The organism is Pectobacterium betavasculorum (assembly GCF_000749845.1).
Taxonomy (GTDB): Bacteria; Pseudomonadota; Gammaproteobacteria; order Enterobacterales; family Enterobacteriaceae; genus Pectobacterium; species Pectobacterium betavasculorum.
Window position 1 is genome coordinate 1 of the sequence record NZ_JQHM01000006.1, and the last position, 22635, is coordinate 22635.

Here is a 22635-nt window from a genome sequence, read left to right on the forward strand (position 1 = left end):
TGCCGCGATGCCGTACAAACCGATGGTGGACGGCCCACAAATCGCCACGGTGGTGGGGCCAGCGGATGAAGAGATTTACTGCGACCAGCACGGCCGCGTGAAGCTGCAATTCCCGTGGGACAGATACAGCGCGAGCAACGACCAAAGCTCCTGCTGGGTGCGGGTCAGTCAGGGCTGGGCGGGCGGTCAGTACGGCATGATTGCTATTCCGCGTATCGGTCATGAAGTGATCGTCAGCTTTCTCGACGGCGACCCGGATCAGCCGATTGTCACCGGGCGGACGTTCCATGCAACCAACCTGTCCCCCTATCCGCTGCCCGCCAACAAAACGCGTACCACGCTTCGCTCAAAAACTCACAAAGGCAAAGGCTTTAACGAACTCAGCTTCGAAGATGCAACCGATAACGAAGAGATCTTCCTTCACGCCCAGAAGAATATGGCCGTGCGGGTACTGAATTCCAAAGATGAGCGCGTGGACTATAACCGCACGACGAGCATCGGGCATGATGAAGAACTAGTGGTCGCTAACGATCGTAAGGTTACGGTAGAAGGCAATCAGGATCACAAAACCACCGGCAATCATTTGTCGCTGACCGAAGGCGATAGCGGCATACAGGTTAAGGGCGATCTGACGCAGAAAATCAGCGGCGTATTCAGCGTAGATAGCAACGGCGATCTAACGCTGCAAAGCGGCAGCAAACTGACGCTCCGCGTCGGAGGCAGTTTTGTGGTAATTCACGCCGGTGGGGTCGATATCAAAGGGGCAGCCATCAACCTGAACTCGGGCGGTAGTCCGGGCGATGTGGCACTCCCCGCCGACCCGGCGATATTGAAAGCGGCGGCGGCCGCAGGGACGATGTTTGTGGCGCACTGTCCGGCCAAGGAGAAAACAGGTGAGTGAGATTGTGCAATATGCTGTTATTGACGGTTCAATCGAAGAGGGACTGCTGGATTTTTTGGCTGAACATGACCCGCCGCATTGTTGCTTATATGCGGAGCCCTTACAGCAGGAGTTGATCTCGTTGGCTCCCTATTTAGTTGAAGTCACGCATGAGGTTTCATCCTGGTTGGCGAATAAGGCATCCCCGTGGGGAATCTATTTGTTTACGTCGGTGAATATGAAGGATTTACGCCACCATTTGCGTAAATATTTACAGGTTCTTCTTCCTTCAGAAGATAAACCGGTATTTTTCCGCTTTTATGATCCCCGGAATATCTGGGATTTATGTCGCGTCTTGAGTGAATGGGAATTGCATTGTTTTATGGGCCCGATTGAAAAAATGATGACTGTCCATAATGACATCATTCGGGAGGAAAATTTTCAGCCCGTTCGTGCCCAGTTTCCACTCACGGCTAAAAGCCGAATGAAATTGTTCAGAATTAGCCAGCCACAACTTGATTTACTGAATCAGTGTGCAGAAGCGAAATACATCGAGGAATTAACGGCTAAAACGGTGACTCAGTACGCAGAAAAAATACAACATAGTGTACCGCATGCTCCCGAATGGAAAATGAGCCAGACAGATGAGAGTTATCCTGGCCCACGAGATGAGCCAGAACGCTTCACGGTCAAAGAGGCAGTGAGCGAGTGTTATCATTTTTGTAAGGAAAAAGGCATTGAAGACGATCGCGCTATTCGCGGATTACTGCATTTGTTGATAGAAAAAAACAGGTATTCAATAAAAAAACTCCCTGCACGATGGCAGGAACTATTAAGTAATGAACGCGTTCCCGGTCATTATCGGGTTGAACGTTTGCTTAAAGAAACATTGGGATATATTCCCCGCTAAAGGAAAAGCGTATGTCTGAAGGAAAAGTCTCGCTCGCCGCAGGCAGTGCCTGTGCAAATTGCAATAATCCCGATCCCTGTACTTATGAAATCACGCTTGATGCTTTTGATGAAAAAACGCATGTCTGGCCTGTTGAGCAGAGTATTCATCTCAAAGTTCTGGATGATGGCACGGGCAGCCAGGGAACGATAAAAATAGAAGGCAAGTGCGGGAAACCAACCTGTCCGCAGGCCACACTGGAAAGCGGAAATGAGAAAATTGCGTTAAAGAATGGCGCGCCAAACCCCATCACGCTCTATTACAAGAAACCCGCGGACAGCGAGCAGGCAGATCTGCCCGTCGATCCAATATGGTCCTATTTCAATCGTATTCATTTGCCCTCTGATGCTGTTGCCGCGCCTCATCGTTATCAACTGATTACACAAGGCTGTGCGGGTAAAGCGAATTATGCACATATTGACGTTTACCCTGAACTGGAGCTACAGACTGTTGTAGGGTTCAGCTATGAGCTAATGGGAAAAGAACGCACCTGGAAAGAGCGGCGGGATGAACAGAGAGCTGCCAGAACAAAGATGGAGAATACCCAGCCTAAAAACGGCAATAAGCTGCGAAGTGGTTGGACGTTGCAGACCGATCAGTTCCAAATTACGCAGGAGCAGAAGCTGAATATTGAGTACGGGCTGAAAATCGGTGGTACGGAATATTCGGCCAAGTTTGCGGAGATGACGCGCAATAAAGTCAAAACGGTTAAAACGCTGGAACAGATCGGCAAAGTGGAGCGTTTTTTATCGAACATCAACAAATATCTCCTGCCCGATCCCGAAAAAAAAGGAACGCGCGAGTATCGCCTGTTTGATTTCTCCGTTGAGCCGATTAATCTGGGGGTGTCCTACGCGTATCAGTGCCAAGGCAGTGTTGACGACGCCACGCATTTTATGGGGCTTTACGCGGCGCCCTTCCTTAGCATGAGCATGAAAATAGACCTGATACAGCTTCTGGCGGCTTATTGTAAAGTAGAACGTATTGCGGCGAAGTGCCGGGAATATATCGCCAGAGGCGGCAGTGCCCTTGAATGCTATATACAACTGACGACGCAATTGCATTTTTCTGTCGGCGCGGCCTATAAGCAAGCACAATGGACCTTCGCACCAGAAGACGACAACAATAAGCTGGCTTTTACGCTGGAAGGGGTTGTGAGTACGGCTTTTGAGGCAAAAGTATTATTTGTTGAAGTAACCTTAAAGGCAGAAGGCAGCCTCAAAACGGAAGCCGGAATGAAGCTGGATCCGCATAAGGATGGTATCGATTTGGTAGGGTACCACGATGGGATTAAGGCTGAGGTGGCGTTATTGGCTGATGCTCAATGGAATAGCAAAAAAGGTGGGAATAAAGGTTTAAACCAGCAATACAAATATAAATCAACAACGGAGCTGGCCGGATCATTAAAAGCGGATGAGTCGGCAATGCGTATTAATCTGTTTGGTAAAGAGCGAGTCATTACCAAGCCGGAAGTGATACCCGCCCAGCCGTGGGCAATGGGATCGAATCCCAAATACAATAAAGTGGAAAAACCGAGTCGGGAAGCCTGGGCCATGGGGGTCGAATCCTAAATGTTAGCAATACAAGGAAAGCACATGATAGGCAAATTTTTTCAATGGAAATGGCTACTACTGTCAGGAGTGATGATGATGTCTACCGCCAATGCCGCTGAGGAACCGTTAAGGATCCGTAGCGTATTTGATATTAACTCGGCGTTTTGTGCTATCAAAACTAACGGTGTTATTGGGATGGATAACCGTCATTCGGCGGTCGCTGGAAGAGGATTCGGCACCTCCAGTACTAATTCATTGTTATTTTTGGAGAATGGCGAAAATGAGATTACGGTGGAGATCGGCGCACTGGGTTGGTTCTCACCAGAAACCATCGGTGATGAATCCCGCAGGGCATTTAAGCCGGATGCAAAATGTAAAGTCGCTTTAACCGCGTTTAAAGGCGAGCAGTCCAGGGTATTGAGCCAGCTTACTATCGCTATTGGTCAAGACGGTATTCCTTATATGCAATCAGGCGGAGCAAACAGAGATAAAACCGAAAAGGTGATGGTAAAGAAAATTTTCGCGCAGCAGGTAGAAAAGGGACATATTCCTGATAAATATTTCTCTGATAATGATTTCCCTGCTGGGATGGAGCTCTATCAGTTTACGCAGAAAGTCCATCTTAAGAATCTCCCCGAATGGAAATGGACGAAAGCGACTCCATTTACTAACAAATCAGAACAAGTTTTGGCACTTAAACGTGCATACCTTGACCTCTGGTATATTTTAGCTGAAAAAGATAATGTAGTGATTAAAAAATTTTTTAATGAATCGTTGCAAGCATGGGCAATAACTACAGGGGAGAGTGTCGATGATATATATTCTGATCTTTTCTTTGATCTTAAAGATCCTTCATTCAAAATGATCCCTATCAATTGGAGTGATTATGAAGTTGAAGTAATGAATGACCAGCGGATGCTTCGTTTTATCAATAAGTCCGATCCTACATTTTCTCCCATTTCTTATTTCACTGATGAGGGGGGGGAGAGGTTTATTGGATCCTTCTCCCCCATATTTTCCTTTATTGATGGAAGGTTTATCCCTGTTATCTAAAATTGAATGATGAATAAATATACCGAAGCAAGGGAAATGCTTACTTCGGTGTTTTATCATTCTATTTTAAAATAAATACTGATATCATTAACCGAAAGTCTTTAGCTGTTTAGCTACCAGCTTAGTTATCTCTTGTATTCTATATTCATCATCGTGTGTAATATACCGTTCACAATGTATCGTGTCAGGCTGCTGCTATTTAGTTATCGACAAAATCAGGGAGAACGCATGAGAAAAATAGGGACTCGGTGGAAGCAAGCCGCTTTGCTGGGGCTAATAATGATGTCTACCGCCAATGCCACTACTGAGCCATTACGAATTCGCAGCGTATTCGATATTAATTCGGCGTTTTGCGCTATCAAAACCAACGGCGTGCTGGGGATGGATAACCGTCATTCGGCAGTCACTGGTAGAGGGTTTGGCACCTCCAGCACCAACGCATTAATGGTGCTGGAAAATGGCGAAAATGAGATTACCGTTGAGATCGGGGCACTAGGTTGGTTCTCAAAAGAGAATATCAGTGATGAATCTCGCAAAGCGTTTAAGCCGGATGCAGGCTGTAAAGTGGCTCTGACCGCGTTTAAAGGCGAGCAGTCGAAGGTATTAAGCCAGCTTACTATCGCTATCGGTCAAGACGGCATTCCTTATGTACCCTCTGGCGGAAAAACGGACAGTGCTAAAACTGAAAAGGTAACAGCAAAGAAAATTCTTGCACAGCAGGTTGAAATGGGAAATTTTCCTTCGGATTATCTGATTGATAACTATTTCCTTGCTGGGATGGAGCTCTATCAGTTTACTAAAAAAGTCCATCTTAAGAATATTCCAGAATGGAAATGGACAAAAGCCACGCCTTTTACCGGCAAAACCGAGCAGATTCGGGCATTAAAAATTGCCTATCTCGATCTCTGGCATCTGTTGGCTGAAAAAAATGATGTGGAAATAAAAAAATACCTTAATGAGTCTTTACAAACATGGGCAGTCACAACCGGAAACTCTACTGATGAAATATATAACGATTTTAGCTTCAGGAATGATTTTAAAAGTGAGTCATTTAAAATGCGCTCCATAAATTGGGAAAACTATCAAATTGAAGTGATGAATAAAAATAGGATGGTGCGTTTTATTAATAAATCAGATCCTACTATATCTCCTCTTTCTTATTCAGTTAAAGATGAGGGTGGAGATGACAGTTTAGGATATTACGTTCCCATATTTTCATTTATAAATGGGAGGTTTGTTCCTGTTATCTAATATTGAATAACGCGAAAATACACCGGAGTAAGTTAAATTATTATTTCGATGTTTTATTTTTTTAAATAAATACTGATATCATTAACCGAAAGTCTTTAGCTGTTTAGCTACCAGCTTAGTTATCTCTTGTATTCTATATTCACCATCGTGTGTAATATACCGTTCACAATGTATCGTGTCAGGCTGCTGCTATTATTTTCGTTATCAACAAAATCAGGGAGAACGTATGAGAAAAATAGGGACTCGGTGGAAGCAAGCTGCGTTGCTGGGGCTAATAATGATGTCTACCGCCAATGCCGCTACTGAACCATTACGAATTCGCAGCGTATTTGATATTAACTCGGTGTTTTGCGCTATCAAGACCAACGGTGTGCTGGCGATGGGGTGAGTTGCGGTGGTGTGTTGGTTGCTGGGGGAACGGTAAATATTGGATGATATTTTATCGATACGTGGCCGAACCGATGTGGTGAGTATTTGATTCCGCGGTGGTTCTGCCTATCTGTTATTTTCGAGATAGGCAGTGGAGTCGCTAAATACGGGGTACCTTAACGTGCCGCTTCGTAAATCTTCTGGCTTTCTTCCAGCGTAATGTCGCGGTGCTCGCCCAGTGCAGTCAGGCCATGCTCGCTAAGCTTGGCGACCAGCGTCGGAATGGAACTGCCATCCAACTGATAGTCAGACAGGCGGGTCGGCACGCCCATTTTTTCGAAGAAGTCACGTGTGGCGGCGATCGCGCCGTCGATACGCAGATCTTCGCTACCGTCGCGCAGGTTCCAGACCCGCTCCGCGTATTGGAGCAGCTTGTCACGCTTCTGGGTTTTTCTGGCTGTCAGCATGGCGGGCAGAACGATTGCCAGCGTTTGCGCATGATCGAGGCCGTGCAGCGCCGTTAATTCATGCCCCAGCATGTGGGTTGACCAATCCTGCGGCACACCGGCACCAATCAGGCCATTCAACGCCAGGGTAGCGCTCCACATCACATTGGCTCTGACCTTGTAGTTTTCCGGTTCAGCCAGCGCGCGCGGGCCTTCTTCAACCAGCGTTAGCAGCAAACCTTCCGCAAAACGATCCTGTACTTTGGCATCGACGGAATACGTTAGGTACTGCTCAACCGTGTGAACGAAGGCATCGACCACGCCGTTCGCGATCTGGCGAGCAGGCAGGGTGTAAGTCACTACCGGGTCGAGCACGGCGAAAAGCGGCTGTGTGTATCGCGAACGGAAAGCAAGCTTATCGTTGGTTGATTTACGGGTGATCACCGCGCCATTGTTGGATTCTGAACCCGTTGCTGGCAGGGTGAGTACCGCTGCCATGGCGACGCCGCGATCGATTTCCGCGCCACCCGTTTGCAGAATATGCCACGGGTCCTGTGCGGCCTGATAATCCGCCGCGGCGGCGATAAATTTCGTGCCATCGACGACAGATCCACCACCAACCGCTAGCAGGAAATCAATCTTCTCTGCACGGACGACTTCAACGGCTTTCATCAGTGTTTCATACGTCGGGTTCGGCTCAATGCCGGAAAACTCGCGTACGTTGCGGCCTTCCAGTGCGCGATAGACCTGATCCAGCACGCCATTGAGCTTCACGCTGCCGCCGCCGTAGGTGATGAGGATGCGGGCATCGGCAGGAATTTCTTTGCCTAATTCAGCAATCTGGCCTTCGCCAAACAGAATCTTGGTCGGGGTATGAAGTGTGAAATTTAGCATAGGTTATTTGTCCAGTTTAAAGCCCTGTTGAAGGATCGCGGGCAAGACTTTCGGGAAGTAGATGTGTTGATAGTAGCCGGCGGTGTTATCACTCCAGTTGTCGCCGTCTGCGCGGCCAGTTTGCTGCCAGTGCGTCACCAGCGTGTGGTTGTATTGCTCAATCGCCGCAGGCAGAGTGTCCTGATGATAGGTTTCATCATGACGGAATGAATTCAGTGGCAGGCGCGGTTTCTGGTGCGCTGGGGTATCGATGTAGCCGATAGCAACGCCCGCGACGGGGAACGTTAGTTCAGGGAGTTGCAGAAAGTCGATCATCGCCTGCGGTTCGCGACGAATGCCGCCAATCGGGACGATGCCCAATCCGAATGAGCGTGCGGCGGCCATTAGCGTGCCGAGTGCGATACCGACATCCGTTGTGCCGGAAATCAGGCTTTCGAGGCTTTCATGGGCTTGCTGTTGTTTGCCGCTCATGGCAATCCCTACCTGTGTTTTGTGCATATCTAGCACTACGGTGATAAACACTGGCGCTTTGGCAATCCACGGTTGTCCACCAGCCAGTTCGGCAATGCGTGCTTTGCGTTCCGGGTCGCGGGTGACGATGAGTGATACTTGCTGAGAGTTCACGGACGTCGGTGCCAAATGTGCGGATTGGATAATGGCATCCAGCACGTCATCGGGAATCGCTTTATCAAGGTAGCTACGTTCGCTGCGGTGTGACGTAAACAGTTCAATCGTTTTATTCATGTCTTTTCCCAGGTGATGAGGGGATGCTCAGTATTGTTATCAACCAACGGAATACGTTCAATGCACATTTCTGTTTGGTTATTGCCTATTTCTACAAAATACAGGAGGAAAGGGTGATAAAAATTCATGGGTATGTCATTTTGTTTCTCCTGTCAGGAGAGAGGCTTCAGGCAGCAAAAGAGAACCCGTAGCGAGATAACACTATGTTTATGGAGACCAAGGCATGTTGATGGAAGATCAAAGCATGTTGACGGAGAGCCAGTGCGAGCGGTTTGTTCAGCAACAGACCGTGCGGCATCGCATTGTGCAGCAGGCGATACGCTGTTCCACCAAAAGCTGGGTTACGCCTTCGCTCGTGCCTCAGGTCAAAATTCTATATACGGAACAGCATCATCCGCGTGTGCCGGTGATGTATGAGCCGACGATCGTCATCATTTTTCAGGGCCAAAAGATTGGCTATCTGGGCGGAAAAACGTTTCAGTACGACCCGGAAAATTATCTGCTAATGACCGTTCCACTGCCGTTCGAATGTGAAACGATAGCCAGCGCTGAGAACCCGCTGGTAGGGATGTCGATCAGCATCGACATCCAAATGCTTCAGGATTTGTTGATCGACATCGGTGATGATGACAGCGCGATTCGTCCCTGTTCTTGTACGTGCGGGGTGAACAGTGCGCCGTTGACCGATGAGATCCTGTGTGCCGTTGAACGACTGCTCGATGCGATGAATAACTCGCGCGATGCCCGCGTATTAGGCCCGACGATTGTGCGCGAGATTATCTATCATATGCTCTGTGGCGAACGCGGTGCGGCATTACAAGCGCTGGTGAATCGGCACACGCACTTCAGTCAAATCGCCAAAGCGCTGCGACGCATCGAGAACCACTACGCCGATAGCCTGAATGTGGAGCAGTTGGCTGCCGAGGTGAACATGAGCGTCTCGGCGTTTCATCATAACTTCAAGGCGGTCACCAACACTTCACCGTTGCAGTATCTGAAATCCTACCGGCTGCATAAAGCGCGTGTGATGATGATCAACGATGGCCTGAGAGCCGGTGTTGCGGCAGCTCGCGTCGGATATGAGAGTGCGTCGCAGTTTAGCCGGGAATTTAAACGTTATTTCGGTGCGACGCCGGGTGACGAAGTGACAAGATTAAAGGCCACTAATATGGCGGTTGAAGAAGGCTGAGTGCGGCAATAAATCTCACGGTTGCCGGATTAGGCGACCGTACGTTTTTTACGCCATACGACGACGGCCATACCGATAAGACCGCTGACCAGTAAAATTATCGGTAGCAGAATCAGCGCAGTCATCACCTGATCTTCATAGCGTTTGACCAGCGGAATGTGGCTGAGCGCATAGCCGAGCGTGACAATCCCCCCGACCCACAGCAGCCCGCTGAGCCAGTTGAAAATCTGGAAGCGGGTATTGTTTAGCCCGGAAATCCCCGCCATGGTTGGCAGCAACGTGCGGATAAAGGCTAAAAAGCGGCCAACCAGCAGCGCGGTAAGGCCATGTCGGTGGAACAGGTGATAGGCGCGCTGGTGGTAATGGGCAGGAAGCTGCAACAGCCAGCCTTTTACCAGACGGGTATCACTCAGCCAGCGTCCTTGAAGGTAGCTGAGCCAGCAGCCGAGGCTGGCGGCGATGGTAAGCAGAATCATCGTGGGGAAAAAGCTCATCACGCCTTTGGCAATCATGGCACCGGTGAGCAGCAACAGGCTATCGCCGGGCAGAAACGAGGCAGGTAGCAGGCCGTTTTCCAGAAACAGCGTGGTGAACAGAATGCCGTAAATAACCCAAATGACGTGGGGATCGGCTAATGCACTAAAATCCTGCTGCCAGAGCGCCTGAATAATGTCGTGAACCATACTCATATTACTTCCTGCCAGTGACGATATTCATTATCTCTCAGGCAGCGGCGGTAGAACGCTGGGTTACCTGAAATTTCCTGTCTATCAAGCCCTAAAATCAGTCTACCCGTCATACTTCAAGCTGCATGTGCGTTGGCTTCCTTTGTTCATCCCAGTCACTTACTTGAGTAAGCTCCTGGGAATTCACTACGTCGCCGCCTTCCTGCAACTCGAATTATTTAGGGTATATGGGGCAAAACGCCTTGCCGCATTGTGAGAATACGCCAGGGCTTAATTTTTGGTTAAGGTAACGCGGTTTTTTTAGTAAGCGTTGACTCTTTATTATCATAACGCATTACCCACCGCGTCGCAGGGGAAATCAAGACGCAGCGGTTTTATGGCCGTCACACTTCCTGTATTTTGTTTCCTGACGGTATTTTTTGCCTGTTTTTTGGCCGCACGTGGCTGATTAAGCGCCGAGTCTGCCAAAACCGGCGGCCAGATCGTCGATCAGATCGTCGCTGTCTTCAAGTCCAATATGTAACCGAATAAGTGTGCCGGTAAAATCCACGCCGCTCACAGGACGAATCGCTGCCAGTTCTTCTGGTTGATTTGCCAAAATCAGGGACTCAAATCCCCCCCAGGAATACGCCATACTGAAATGCTCAAAATGGTCCAGATAGTGCGCCAACGTTTCTTTGCTTAATTTCTTTTTCAGGACGAATGAGAACAAGCCGTTGCAGCCGTTAAAATCGCGCTGGTAGAATTCATGCCCTTTGCACCCCGGCAATGCGGGGTGATTAACGACCGCAACTTCTGGCCGCTCTGCCAGCCACTTCGCAATACGGATGCTGCTTTCCTGATGCTGTTTGAGTCTGACGCCCAGTGTGCGCAGGCCGCGACTGGCGACGTAGGCGGTATCGGCATCCACCATTTGCCCCATCAGATAAGAGTGCTCACGTAACTGCACCCAGCAGCGTTCGTTAGCGACCGCCGTGCCGATCATGGCATCGGAATGGCCGACGATATACTTCGTACCTGCCTGAATCGAGATATCAATATCGAAGTCGAACGCCTTGAATAAAATGCCCGCCGCCCAGGTATTATCAATCATGATAACGATCTCGGGATTGATACGGCGCACGGCTTGGACGATAGCGGGCACATCGTGTACTTCCATGGTGATAGAGCCCGGCGATTCAAGAAAGACGACTTTGGTATTGGGCTGGATCAGTTCGGCAATATCGGCACCGATGAGCGGATTGAAATAGGTGGTGCTGACGTTCAGTTTGTTGAGCACTTTTGTGCAGAAATCCTGCGTAGGCTCATAGGCTGATTCCGTTACCAGAATATGATCGCCAGCCGCGACGAAAGAGAGGATCGCGTTAGAAATGGCAGCCGCACCACAAGGATACAGCGCACAACCTGCGCCGCCTTCCAGCTCTACCATCGCTTCCTGAAACGAGAAATGGGTCAACGTGCCGCGGCGACCGTAGAACAGCGCACCTTTGGCGCGGTTAATAGTAGCGTGTTTCTTGTCTTGCACGGTATCAAATACCAGAGAGGACGCGCGCTGAATAACGGGGTTGACGGAGCCGTGGGTGAATTTCTTGCTGCGTCCTGCGGCGACTAACGCTGTTGCCGTTTTTTTGCTTGTCATAACCACTATCACCTTTTCTGTTCAGTCCTGCCGAATGACTCAATACGCCGACTATTCCCGACAGTGAACGGAGAGGAGTCGCGGGCATAATTGGATTTATTAGGATTCGATTTATAAGGTCTACGTTATCACGGCTGGAACGGCATGTGGGCGTGTTTTGTCATGACGGAAAAATTGCTCGGTATCGCTGGCATTACCGCAGCGAAAGGGGCTTTTCGCCGATTTCGGTGGGATAATGTCGAAGGTAGGTGAAAATATTTCAGGTAAAAAACATCAGGAAAGCGCCATGTTCTTCTGCATTGCTGCGAATGACATGGCGCAATTGGGATCTGTTAACCCGTATGGACGCCAAAGAATTTAGGCAGCCAGAGTGAAATGGCCGGAATGTAGGTGACCAGCATTAGCACAAAGAACAGCCCGCAGTAGAAGGGCAGCATCGCTTTAACGACCTGTTCTATCTTCTGTTTACTCACCGCACTGGCGACGAAAAGCACCGACCCCACTGGCGGTGTAATCAAACCGATCCCCAGGTTTACCAGCATGATCATGCCGAAATGCACCGGATCGATACCGAGCGAGAGGGCGACGGGCAGCAGCACGGGTGTCAGGATCAGGATCAGCGGGGCCATGTCCATCAGCGTACCGATCAGCAGGAGCATGATGTTAATCCACATCAGGATGACGTACTTGTTATCCGAAATGGAGGTGAAGAACTCGGTAATGCGGCTCGGCAACTGCATGTAGGTCATGATGGCACCGAACGCGGCGGCGAAACCGATCAGGATCATCACGATCGTGACAGTTTTTACCGTGCGGTACATCAGCTTGGGCAGTTCCGACCACTTATAATCTTTATAGATAAACATGGTCACGAAGAAGGACCACAGACAGGCGATGGCCGCAGACTCGGTGGCAGTAAAAATACCAGACAGAATCCCACCCATGATGATGACGACCGTCATCAGCCCCCATAGCGTATCGACAAAGATTTTTAGCGCCTGACGGAACGGTATACGTTCGCCTTTCGGGTAACCGCGCCGATGTGCAAAACCGACACACATTACCATCAGGGTCAGGCTGAGCAGCAGGCCAGGCAGGATCCCTGCGATAAACAGCGAAGCAATCGAAACTGTGCCGCCTGTTGCCAGCGAGTAGATCACAGAGTTGTGGCTCGGTGGAGTCAGAATGGCCTGCACGGAGCCGCTGGCGGTGACGGCAGCAGAGAAATCACGCGGGTAGCCCTTCTTCTCCATTTCCGGGATCATCACCGAGCCGATTGAGGCCGTATCTGCCACAGAAGAGCCAGATATCGCACCGAAAAACGTTGATGCGACGATGTTAACCAGTGATAAGCCACCGCGAATAAAACCGACAAAGATATACGCGAAACTGACCAACCGACGGGCAATGCCGCCTTCGGCCATAATGGCTCCAGCGAGAATAAAGAAGGGGATTGCCAGCAGCGAAAATTTGTTCACGCCGTTGGTAATTTGGATCATGACCGCCTCAAGCGGCAAATCGATCCAGAAAGCGCCAACAATCGCGCTCAACCCTACCGCATAGGCGACGGGAACGCCGACCGCCAACAGCACGGCCAGTGTGGCAACAAGAATAAATGCATCCATGATATTGGCTCCGAATTAAGCATTGCCAGGCATGACCACAGGGCGTTTATCCTGAGGGCCGAAAAACATTTTTTCGATGATGAAGAGCAGGGTAATTAACGAGCCGATAGGCAACGGTAAATAACTTTCACCTGCGGTTAATAATGGGAATTCCGCAACGGGCTGTTCCCATAATTCTATGCAGAGCACGGAGCTGTAATAGAAAATAAACAGGCTGATTAAGAGCATCAGGAGATTCGACAGGTGAATGCAAATTTTCTTACCGGATTCTGGCAATCTGTCGGTCAACATGCTGACGGCAATATGTGAATTGGAACGGTAACTGACCGCTGCGCCGACAAAGGTAAACGTCACCATACAAATAATCGAAATGGGTTCTGGCCAGGATAATGCGGCATTTAAAACATAGCGCGCAAATATGCCGACAGGAATTATTAGCGTCATAATTAATAACGCCAGACCAGAAACCCACATGGCAATACGATAGAGTACATCCATACTTGAGAGATAAGACTGTGCCATTGTGCCACCTATATTCACTCAATTGAGTGATAAGCGAAGGATAATTGTTAATATCGGGCCATCAGGGTGGCGGATAATAGATAACGACTTTTGAGATCGTGACAAAGCCTTAGCACGGTGATAATGGATTAGTTTCCATTATCACCGTGTTCATTACGTAAATAGGTTCGTCAACGTTTTGCTATTTATCCGCTAAAATGAATTTTGGCTTATTGGACGTCGGCGACGGCTTTAATCAGCTCCTGATATTTGGCACCGAATTGGTCGCGTACGGGCTGCGTGGCTTTGAAATAGTACTCGGTATCGATTTCATGGAACTGAACGCTACCGGCTTTCATTTTATCCAGTGATTGCTGATTATATTCATTCCACAGTACGCGCTGTTCTTGCTGCGCTTCTTTCGCCAGTTTCAGGATAAGATCCTGATCTTCTTTGGAAAGCTTATCCCACTTGGTTTTGGAGTACAGGAACAGCTCAGGAATAATGAAGTGGCGGCTCCAGGTAAAATTTTTGGCTACAGGCATATAGTTATGTGCAACATAGGTCGGGGGATTGTTTTCGGTGCCGTCAATCACGCCAGTTTGCATACCGCTGAAGACTTCACTGGTGCCCATGGCGATGGCGTTAGCCCCCATGGCTTTTAACGTTGCGAGCGCAACCTGGCTGGTTTGAACACGAATTTTCATGCCTTTGAGGTCTTCAGGTTTTGCGACTGGCTGCTTGGTGATTAAATTACGCGTTCCTGCGTCCATCCAGCCCAGGAAAACCAATTTTGATTTGCTGCTCTGGGTAATCTTGTCACCAATTTCCTGACCGATTTTTCCATCCAGTACTTTATGCAGATGATCTTCATCACGGAAAATATAGGGAAGGGTGAAAACTTCTATTTCCGGTAAAATAGCAGCAACGGGCGTCATGGATACACGAATAATATCAATCGCACCGAGCTGTGCCTGCTCAATCATTTGTTTCTCATCACCTAATACACCGCCGGGGAAGGTTTTAATTTCCAGCCTGCCATTTGTGGCTGCTTTTAATTTTTCCCCCATTTTCTGAACTGCGACGACATTAGGATAACCTTCAGGGTGAACATCAGAGGCTTTAATTTGTTGAGCCTGAATCGCTTGGCTCATTAGGAGTACGGTAGATCCCAGACAAACGCCGATCAATGTTTTCGACAGCTTCATTGAATTATCTCCAGAGGTAAGGTGACATTATTGATAATCAAATGGTGATTTAAAAATATAAACCCATGAAAAATAGAATAATGAAGGGTGGGTTTAATAACGAGAAGGCGGCCGCCTGTTAAGTATTATTGTGGCGTGCGTCAGTATTCTCTTCGAGTTAAGCTAACCTATTATACAACTTCGTAGAATGACTCATGTCACAAAAGAAAAAGCTAATATGAAATGCTGTTTTATATGGACTTTATTCCTGTCTGCTTCACGAATATACGCGTAACATGGTGTTTTCATTTATCTTATTGTGTCATTTTGTATCTATTTATTTCAGTGAGATTATCGCCAGCCATCATGAAATGGTGTGATAACTTAATGTTGATCACAAAAAATCGATCAGAAAAACCTTGGTCGTTGTGCTGCTTTTAGGGCTGTCTCTTTCCCGATATATTCCTGAATGCTCTTCTTCTGCATATTTTTATGCTTTTGCTACCAATATGCTGACAATCCCCCAAAAACCCTGTCAGAACGCAAGAAAAAGTGCGTTATCTGATGTAAATAATAATGAGAACGACTATCAATTCGTTCAGGGTTTGGTATCATTTCAGGCTGCGTTATTGCTGCATTATACCTGCGGGTATGTGCGGGTATTGTACAGAACGAATGGTGGAGGCACAGCGTGAAGACGGCTGTCAGTAATACAACTCAACAGGTGTTATCAACCTGGCAAAAAAAACGTGGCGCGTTCAGCGCATTTTCCCGTAGCGTGCTGGTTATCCTGTTGTGTACGGCGGGACTAAGTGGAAATGCGTTTGCGGCTCCGGCAACCACGCCGTTATCGACTGAGAATACAGCGCCTGCCGCCGCGTCTCCTTCTGCTCCCGTGACGACCAATGCACAAGCACCTGCGTCAGCGCTCGCGCTTCCAGCCAGCGCGGCTCCGGGCACCAATAACCTCATGAAAACCGACCTGTCCGTCTGGGGCATGTACCAGCACGCTGATGTTGTAGTGAAAACGGTGATGATCGGTTTGCTGCTGGCTTCGGTGATTACCTGGGCGATCTTCTTTAGTAAAAGTGTTGAAATGTCTGGCGCGAAACGTCGCCTGCGTCGCGAGTATCTGGCGCTGGAAAAAGCGAAAACGCTCGACGATGCACTGGAAACGGCGGACGCGTTCAAAGCAGGCAGCGTCGCGCAGCAATTGCTGGTAGATGCGCAGAACGAGCTGGAACTTTCTGCCCGTTCTGATGACAACAATGGGATTAAAGAGCGCACCGCGTTTCGTCTGGAACGTCGTGTGGCGGCTACCGGGCGTCACATGGGACGAGGTAACGGCTATCTGGCAACGGTCGGCGCAGTTGCACCGTTCGTCGGGCTGTTCGGTACGGTATGGGGCATCATGAACAGCTTCATCGGTATCGCACAGACGCAAACGACTAACCTGGCGGTGGTTGCTCCAGGTATCGCGGAAGCTCTGCTGGCGACGGCGATTGGTCTGGTTGCCGCAATTCCTGCGGTTGTTATCTATAACGTCTTCGCACGTTCGATTGCTGGCTACAAAGCGATGGTCGGTGATGTGGCTGCACAAGTGCTGCTGCTGCAAAGTCGCGATCTCGACGTAGCGGCCAGCAATGATAACCGGACGTCTTCAGCAGCGCATAAACTGCGGGTGGGTTAAGTCATGGCGATGCATTTGAAGGAGGACGTGAGTGATGACGGTGAAATGCATGATATTAACGTCACGCCGTTCATTGACGTCATGCTGGTTCTGCTGATTATCTTCATGGTAGCGGCACCGTTGGCGACGGTAGACATTCGTGTCGATCTGCCTGCTTCATCGGCAGTACCGCAGCCGCGGCCGGAAAAACCGCTCTACCTTACGGTAAAAGCGGATAAGCAAATGTTCCTGGGAGAAGAGGTAGTTAACGAGCAGTCTCTGGCTCAGGTGCTGGATGCGAAAACCAGCGCCAACAAAGAAACGACCATTTTCTTTCAGGCAGATAAAAGCGTCGATTATGAAACCATCATGAGCGTAATGGATTCGCTGCGTAAAGCAGGCTACCTCAAGGTCGGTCTGGTTGGTGCGGAAACCGCTGCCGCTAAATAACGACTTATCGATGTAAAGGGAATGTGGTGTGAGGCTCTCAGAAGCGACGCTAACCACGTTCCCTTTTTACGTTCTATCGGTTGGTGAAGTGTGTTGAGCTATGTCGCGAGTTATGCCCGCGAGTCAGGATGACGCCAGTGAATACGCGTCGGGATATAGCGTCTATCGTTTTCAAGTGGCTGTTGTGCAATCAGACTCGTAATCATTTCAAAGCTGTTGCGCGCCAGATTTTCACAATCCTGCGCCACGGTATCGATCTTCAGCGGTAAGCAATCAAACAGGTAGTGATCGTCAAAGCAGCACAGACGGATGCCGCTTTCCATCAGGTTATGCTGGTTCATATAACGCAGCACGCCTTCCATCAGGCCACATGCGGCCACAAACAGCGCTTTTGGCGGACGGCCTAGCGTTGCACACAGTTGAGCAAACATTTCATAACCCGCGCTGGGATGATAGCTACCGTGAACAATCCACTCAGGTCGGCAGTCGATGCCAGCGCGGGTCAGTCCAAGCTGGAAGCCTTCCAGACGGTGGCGAGTCGGAGAAATTCGCGGCTGGCCGCCAAGGAAATAGAATTCATCACGATGCTGGCGGGCAATACGTTCGACCATTTCTGCTGTGGATTCTACCGCTTCGGAAATGACCATCGGTAGTGTGGAATCACCAATCACCCGGTCAAATTGTACGACGGGCAGTTGCTGATTAATTTTCTGATACTCGGTATCGCTCAGCAGGCTGGAGGCGACAATCAGTCCATCGACCTGGCGCTGCACCAGACTGTTAACCGCCATCATCTCCTGACTGGCATTTTCGTCGGTACAGGCAATCAGCAACTGTAGCCCAGCTTCACGGCACAGCATCTCCAGCTCGCGGGAAATCACGGCAAAACCGTAGTTGGTCATTTCCGGCACCACCAGCCCTAACGTGTTGCTGCGTGAGGAACGCAGTGAACGTGCGTGAATGCTGGGCTGATAACGCTGCTCGTGTGCGACGGCTAAAATGCGATCGCGCGTTTCATCAGAAACGCGGAACTCTTTGCTACGGCCGTTAAGCACCAGACTGGCAGTGGATTTTGATACACCCGCTAGTGCGGCGATGTCACTGATTGTGATGCGTTTAGTCGGTTTCACCACGTGGTCTGCTATCAGAAAAAAGGAAAGTTATTCTATCATGCACGGCGCTAACAGCCAGTGTTGTAGCGTTAATTGCCCAGAGCCACTGAACGTCATGGTCGCTTCGCCTACCGGGAAAGTGCGTGCAGACATCACAGCCTCGCCATCGTTGATAAAAATTTCAACGCTGGAGCGATCGCACAATATCTGTAATTGACTCAGGCCACCGCGCCAGTAGCGATGTTCTGGCTCGCCAGTGCGACGGTTGCGTCGGCTCATCGTGACGCGTTCACCGTCCCAACAGAGAACAAGCTGGGAGGCAAGGTTGAGCTGGAATTCCCCCTGAACGGTGATGAGCACTTCTGCGCTGCTAATGGGTAGCGGCGATGCGTAGTCTGCGGCACCCTGCCAGGTGTAATGCTGTCTACGCAGCTGTTGCAATTCGCGCGCGGGACGTTGATAAACACGATCGCCATGCCGCGTGAGTTCACGCGGACAGGTCATGATATGGATCCAGCCGTGCTCTATCGTCGGTTCAAAAAACTCATTGTCGTCGGGAATCGACATCCAGCCAAACAACAGGCGTCTCCCGTCTTCACTCAGCGTGGTTTGTGGGGCGTAAAACTCGAAACCGAGATCCAGCTCGTGGAAATCCTGATGCGGGTAAGCGCCGCTTTGGTAGTCGAGTGAGCCAATGAAATAGCCCGCTTGAAAAGTATTCAGGTAGCGCTCGTCTTCGGCGGGAACGCCCTGTGGGCAGCAAATCAGTACGTCTTTGCTATCCAGCGGGAACAGGTCTGGGCATTCCCACATGTAGCCAAAATCACCGAGTCCACCCAAACGAGAACCGGCGATCTCAGCCATCTTTTCCCATGCCAGCAGATCGGCAGAACGATAGAGCAGTACCTTCCCTTGAAGATCGAGATCCTGTGCGCCGAGCACCATGTACCAGTGGTCGTCATGATGCCATACTTTCGGATCGCGAACATGCCCGGTGTAGCCATCGGGGAGCGTCAGAACCGCTCCCTTCTTGTCATATTCACCGTTAGGGTTCTCACGGGCGAGGCACTGAAACGCGGTGCGTGAACCGTCATCGTATTTGACGTTGCCAGTGTAAATCAGCGTGATTGCCCCGTGATCTACGACGGCAGAACCAGAGTAGCAGCCGTGGCTTTCATAACTTTCGCTTGGCACCAGCGCGACGGGTTCATGCTTCCAATTCACCAGATCGACGGAACTCCAGTGCCCCCAGAATTTCGCTCCGTGGGCACAGGCCAAAGGATTCCACTGATAAAACAGATGGTAACGCCCGTTGTGATGAATGAATCCGTTCGGATCGTTAAGCAGACCTACGCACGGGGACAGATGCCATTCCGGGCGATACGGGTCTTCCTGTTTCCGTGAGTGACCTGACATCAAGGCGTGCGCCATGCGTTTTACTAAGTGGACTTCCTTCATTATTCGCTATCCGTTTTGTATTTCAGCAGTAAGGAAATGACAAAGGCGGCACCGAATGCAATCAACATCCCAATCAGGTAGTTAAGCATTGACCCTCCTTGCACAATGGCCAGCCCCGGAAAACCAGTCAGCCCAACGGCCGTCATATTGACGTGATTGAAAACGACCCATGCGCCACCGAGCGCACCGCCTGCCAGCGCCGCCAGAAACGGCTTAATGAAGCGCAGGTTGATACCAAAGATCGCCGCTTCAGTGATACCCAGCAGACAAGACAGCCCGGCTGGAACGGCAATCGCTCTGGTTTTGGCATCACGCGTTTTGAAGTAGACCGCCAGACACGCGCCACCCTGCGCCACATTCGCCATCGCCCAAATCGGCAGCAGGAAGTTGACGCCGATATTCGGGTTGCCAAGCAGTCCGGCTTCAATGGCATGGAAGCTGTGGTGAACGCCGGTGATCACGATGGCGGAGTAGAGGCCGCCGAACAGTAAACCGGCTAGCCAACCCGCATGGGTAATCAAGGTACTGAGGACGAGAGAAATGCCATCGCCCAATGCGCGCCCAGCTGGGCCGATGAGCAGCATCGCGACGAAGCCGGAGATGATGACCGTTAGGAAAGGCGTGACGATGATGTCGAGTGAATCCGGTACAACTTTGCGCAGGCGCTTTTCCACGATACTCATGAACCAGACAGCCAGCAATACCGGGAATACGGTGCCCTGATAGCCGATCATAGCAATGTCCATGCCGAAGAAATGCATGGTTTGGAAGCCACCCGCGACGCCCCAGGCGTTAGTCAGCGCCGGGTGGGTCAGAATGCCACCCAGCGTTGCACCCAAATAGGGGTTACCGCCGAATTCCCGCGCGGCAGTGAAACCGATCAGCACAGGCAGGATAATAAAGGCAGCGGAGCTGAACATATCCAGCATCACGAAGATTGCACTGCTGGAGTCGACCCAGCCGTAGGTCTTGATCATGCCGAGCAGCCCCATCAGCAGGCCGGAAGCGATAATCGCTGGCATGATAGGGACGAAGATGTTCGATAGCAGACGCGCCAGACGTTGCAGCGGGTTCAGCTTTTTCGCTGCGATAGAGGCGGCTTCGGATTTGCTTGATTCGCTGATGCCTGCTGCTTTGATGAACTCGGCATACACTTTGTTCACCAATCCGGTGCCGAAAATAATCTGCATTTGTCCGGCGTTCTGGAAGCACCCTTTAACGCCGTCAACGTTCTCAATGGCTTTCTTGTCTGCCAAATTGTCGTCATTCAGCACCAGACGCAGGCGAGTCGCACAGTGGGCAGCGCTGGCAATGTTTTCTTTCCCGCCGAGAAGGGGGAGTAGCGCGGCGGCAGTAGCGTTGATATCCATATTATTCCTCTATATATGCTGTTTCTTCAGCGTCGATTAACGCGTAATCGACGCCAAGGCTAGCCAATGATTAGAACCAGGTTTCCATCTGGATACCGAAGTTCCATTCGCCGCCTGCTTTAAAGCCGGTGGAGCCAAACGTATCTTCACTGGAGTAGCTGTCCAGTCGTTTATCCCAGTCCATATAGGTGGCGAACACGCGCAGCTCTGGGCGGCTAAAGAAGTTGCCGATATCGCCGACCTTGAACGTCGGCGCGAAGGTCAGCTTGTAGAAGCCGCCGCTTACCTGATTCAGGTTACGATATCCGCGCGGATCGAGATCCATATATTGGTAGCTGCCTTCATAGGCCAACGCAAAATTTTCGGTGATTTCCTGAACCAGACGCGCGTTAAAAGTCACCCAGTCGTAGCTATCGCCATTGATATAACGGTCTTTACTGGTTTGCGCCAGAATGGACGGCGCGAAGATCCAGTTCTTGTTCAGCGCTGTGGTGCCGTAGGTCGCAAAGCGCCATGTGTTGGCGTCGTTGGTGAGGTTACCGTCGGAACCGATACTCTTCACCTCGCCGCCTAGCCCGTGGCCGTAGAGGATCGCGGTTTTCGACGTCCCGTCACGCAGGCCGTAGAAGCTGTCGCCGTGATAAGCGACCATCGCGTGGTAGCCTTTGTCGCCCGCGTTGATATTAGTGACTTCGCTACTGGTATTAGGACGAGCTTCATTATCCTTCGCTTTCATGCCGTTCAGCATAAACTGGAATGGTCCGACGTAGTTGTTGGCTGTTAGGATATAGTTTTTAATATCTTCATTGCGTGTGTCGTTCGAGCCATCCGGTGAACCAAAACTACGGCCATACAGCGAGAAGTTGCTCTTGGCGCTATCCGTCCATTTCACGTCATAGATCCCGCCGCCGGTACCGGCAAGGAAGATCACGTCGCTATCTATCCAGTGGATGTCGAAGTTATCGCGGTCGAAACGTTTACCCGCCCACAGGGTGCTGTCCTTAAAAGCGCCGCTGAAGCTGGGCAGCGATCCTAGTTCGACAAAGGCTTCGCGAACATTCAGAGTGCTGGTGGCCGCCGTATCGTCGTTATAGCTGCGCTGGCCGTCGGCCATCATCACCTTGAAGCGGGTGGTAGCGCCGTTATCCAGTTTCTGTTTGTGCTCCAGCTTGAGCTCGATGTATGTATCTTCTTCATTGCCCAGACGGCCGATGTGCCCGCCGGTCTGACCAGCAGGGGACATGCCCGGCCCGACATCGGTTCTCGTACTGGTAGACGAGTCGTTGATTGACAGACCCGAACGCGCATAGCCGTGGAATTCGAACCCATCGGCGAACGATTTCTGCTTCGCTAGCGCCGTCGTGCGCTGTTCCACCTGTTGGGTTTTTTGTTCGGTTTGGGTGGTACGGGTTGCGAGCTGCTGGGTTTGCTTTTCAGCGGCATTGGCTCTGGCCTCGGCGGCCTGAGCACGAGCTTCAGCCTGTTGCAAACGCTGTTCCATTGCGTTCAGGCGGTCTTCAATACTGTCAGTACTGGCAGCGTACACATAAAATGGGGAGGTGAGTAACAATCCTATCGTCACTGCAAGGTGGCTTGGCTTCATTTTTTCG

At 50.3% G+C, this 22635-nt stretch carries 20 protein-coding genes; 9 read left to right on the plus strand and 11 right to left on the minus strand.

Annotation, left to right across the window (positions count from 1 at the left end):
* The 6 genes from KP22_RS13715 to KP22_RS22445 all read left to right on the plus strand — a co-directional run.
* Positions 1-901 (plus strand): type VI secretion system Vgr family protein (locus tag KP22_RS13715; RefSeq protein ID WP_039324776.1); only part of this gene is annotated, 901 nt, incomplete at its 5' end.
* Entirely contained in the window at positions 894-1790 is an 897-nt protein-coding gene (locus tag KP22_RS13720; RefSeq protein ID WP_039324778.1) for a DUF4123 domain-containing protein, read from the plus strand. The genes KP22_RS13715 and KP22_RS13720, both read left to right, overlap by 8 nt.
* Before the next feature lie 11 nt (positions 1791-1801).
* Positions 1802-3400 carry a hypothetical protein gene (locus KP22_RS13725; RefSeq protein WP_052012526.1) on the plus strand — a complete coding sequence of 533 codons (1599 nt, stop codon included), beginning with the start codon at positions 1802-1804 and terminating at the stop codon, positions 3398-3400.
* Positions 3401-3424: 24 nt separating this feature from the next.
* Positions 3425-4435 carry a hypothetical protein gene (locus KP22_RS13730; RefSeq protein WP_039324781.1) on the plus strand — a complete coding sequence of 337 codons (1011 nt, stop codon included), beginning with the start codon at positions 3425-3427 and terminating at the stop codon, positions 4433-4435.
* A gap of 228 nt (positions 4436-4663) precedes the next feature.
* On the plus strand, positions 4664-5686 hold the full coding sequence (locus KP22_RS13735; protein WP_039324782.1) for a hypothetical protein: 1023 nt from the start codon (positions 4664-4666) through the stop codon (positions 5684-5686).
* Positions 5687-5912: 226 nt separating this feature from the next.
* Positions 5913-6074 carry a hypothetical protein gene (locus KP22_RS22445; RefSeq protein ID WP_156107280.1) on the plus strand — a complete coding sequence of 54 codons (162 nt, stop codon included), beginning with the start codon at positions 5913-5915 and terminating at the stop codon, positions 6072-6074.
* A 157-nt stretch (positions 6075-6231) separates the two neighbouring features.
* On the opposite strand, the gene yqhD is transcribed toward KP22_RS22445, so the two are convergent.
* Both yqhD and KP22_RS13745 read right to left on the minus strand, forming a co-directional pair.
* Positions 6232-7395, minus strand: coding sequence for an alcohol dehydrogenase (gene yqhD, locus KP22_RS13740; RefSeq protein ID WP_039324784.1), 1164 nt, complete (start codon positions 7393-7395; stop codon positions 6232-6234).
* A gap of 3 nt (positions 7396-7398) precedes the next feature.
* Positions 7399-8139, minus strand: coding sequence for an NADPH-dependent oxidoreductase (locus KP22_RS13745; protein ID WP_039324786.1), 741 nt, complete (start codon positions 8137-8139; stop codon positions 7399-7401).
* Between the two features lie 244 nt (positions 8140-8383).
* Between KP22_RS13745 and KP22_RS13750 the strand changes: the two genes are divergently transcribed.
* Complete coding sequence (locus KP22_RS13750; protein ID WP_167333803.1) at positions 8384-9328, plus strand: AraC family transcriptional regulator; 945 nt, start codon at positions 8384-8386, stop codon at positions 9326-9328.
* Positions 9329-9357: 29 nt separating this feature from the next.
* Here the strand turns inward: KP22_RS13750 and KP22_RS13755 are convergent, their stop codons facing one another.
* From KP22_RS13755 to KP22_RS13775, 5 genes are all read right to left on the minus strand, one after another.
* Positions 9358-10017, minus strand: a complete 660-nt coding sequence (locus tag KP22_RS13755) for a DedA family protein (protein ID WP_039304172.1) — start codon at positions 10015-10017, stop codon at positions 9358-9360.
* A gap of 445 nt (positions 10018-10462) precedes the next feature.
* The gene (gene metC, locus KP22_RS13760; protein ID WP_039324789.1) at positions 10463-11653 is read right to left on the minus strand and encodes a cystathionine beta-lyase; all 1191 of its coding nucleotides are present in this window, start codon (positions 11651-11653) and stop codon (positions 10463-10465) included.
* Positions 11654-11985: 332 nt separating this feature from the next.
* The gene (locus tag KP22_RS13765) at positions 11986-13278 is read right to left on the minus strand and encodes a TRAP transporter large permease (protein ID WP_039304178.1); all 1293 of its coding nucleotides are present in this window, start codon (positions 13276-13278) and stop codon (positions 11986-11988) included.
* Positions 13279-13293: 15 nt separating this feature from the next.
* Positions 13294-13800, minus strand: a complete 507-nt coding sequence (locus KP22_RS13770) for a TRAP transporter small permease (protein WP_039324791.1) — start codon at positions 13798-13800, stop codon at positions 13294-13296.
* 209 nt (positions 13801-14009) lie between these two features.
* Positions 14010-14987, minus strand: a complete 978-nt coding sequence (locus KP22_RS13775) for a TRAP transporter substrate-binding protein (protein ID WP_039324793.1) — start codon at positions 14985-14987, stop codon at positions 14010-14012.
* 670 nt (positions 14988-15657) lie between these two features.
* Here KP22_RS13775 and exbB point away from each other — a divergent pair.
* Both exbB and exbD read left to right on the plus strand, forming a co-directional pair.
* Positions 15658-16656 carry a tol-pal system-associated acyl-CoA thioesterase gene (gene exbB / locus KP22_RS13780; protein ID WP_081923389.1) on the plus strand — a complete coding sequence of 333 codons (999 nt, stop codon included), beginning with the start codon at positions 15658-15660 and terminating at the stop codon, positions 16654-16656.
* A gap of 3 nt (positions 16657-16659) precedes the next feature.
* Complete coding sequence (exbD, locus tag KP22_RS13785) at positions 16660-17085, plus strand: TonB system transport protein ExbD (protein ID WP_039304187.1); 426 nt, start codon at positions 16660-16662, stop codon at positions 17083-17085.
* A 110-nt stretch (positions 17086-17195) separates the two neighbouring features.
* Here exbD and KP22_RS13790 read toward each other — a convergent pair whose 3' ends face one another.
* From KP22_RS13790 to KP22_RS13805, 4 genes are all read right to left on the minus strand, one after another.
* The gene (locus tag KP22_RS13790) at positions 17196-18215 is read right to left on the minus strand and encodes a LacI family DNA-binding transcriptional regulator (protein ID WP_039304622.1); all 1020 of its coding nucleotides are present in this window, start codon (positions 18213-18215) and stop codon (positions 17196-17198) included.
* A gap of 30 nt (positions 18216-18245) precedes the next feature.
* Entirely contained in the window at positions 18246-19655 is a 1410-nt protein-coding gene (locus KP22_RS13795) for a glycoside hydrolase family 32 protein (protein ID WP_039324795.1), read from the minus strand.
* A complete protein-coding gene (locus KP22_RS13800; protein WP_039304193.1) occupies positions 19655-21025 on the minus strand; it encodes a sucrose-specific PTS transporter subunit IIBC in 1371 nt (456 codons plus the stop codon). Before KP22_RS13800 ends, KP22_RS13795 begins: the two co-directional genes overlap by 1 nt.
* Before the next feature lie 70 nt (positions 21026-21095).
* Positions 21096-22628 (minus strand): carbohydrate porin, encoded by a 1533-nt coding sequence (locus KP22_RS13805; RefSeq protein ID WP_039324796.1) that lies wholly within the window; start codon positions 22626-22628, stop codon positions 21096-21098.
* Between the last annotated feature and the right edge of the window lie 7 nt (positions 22629-22635).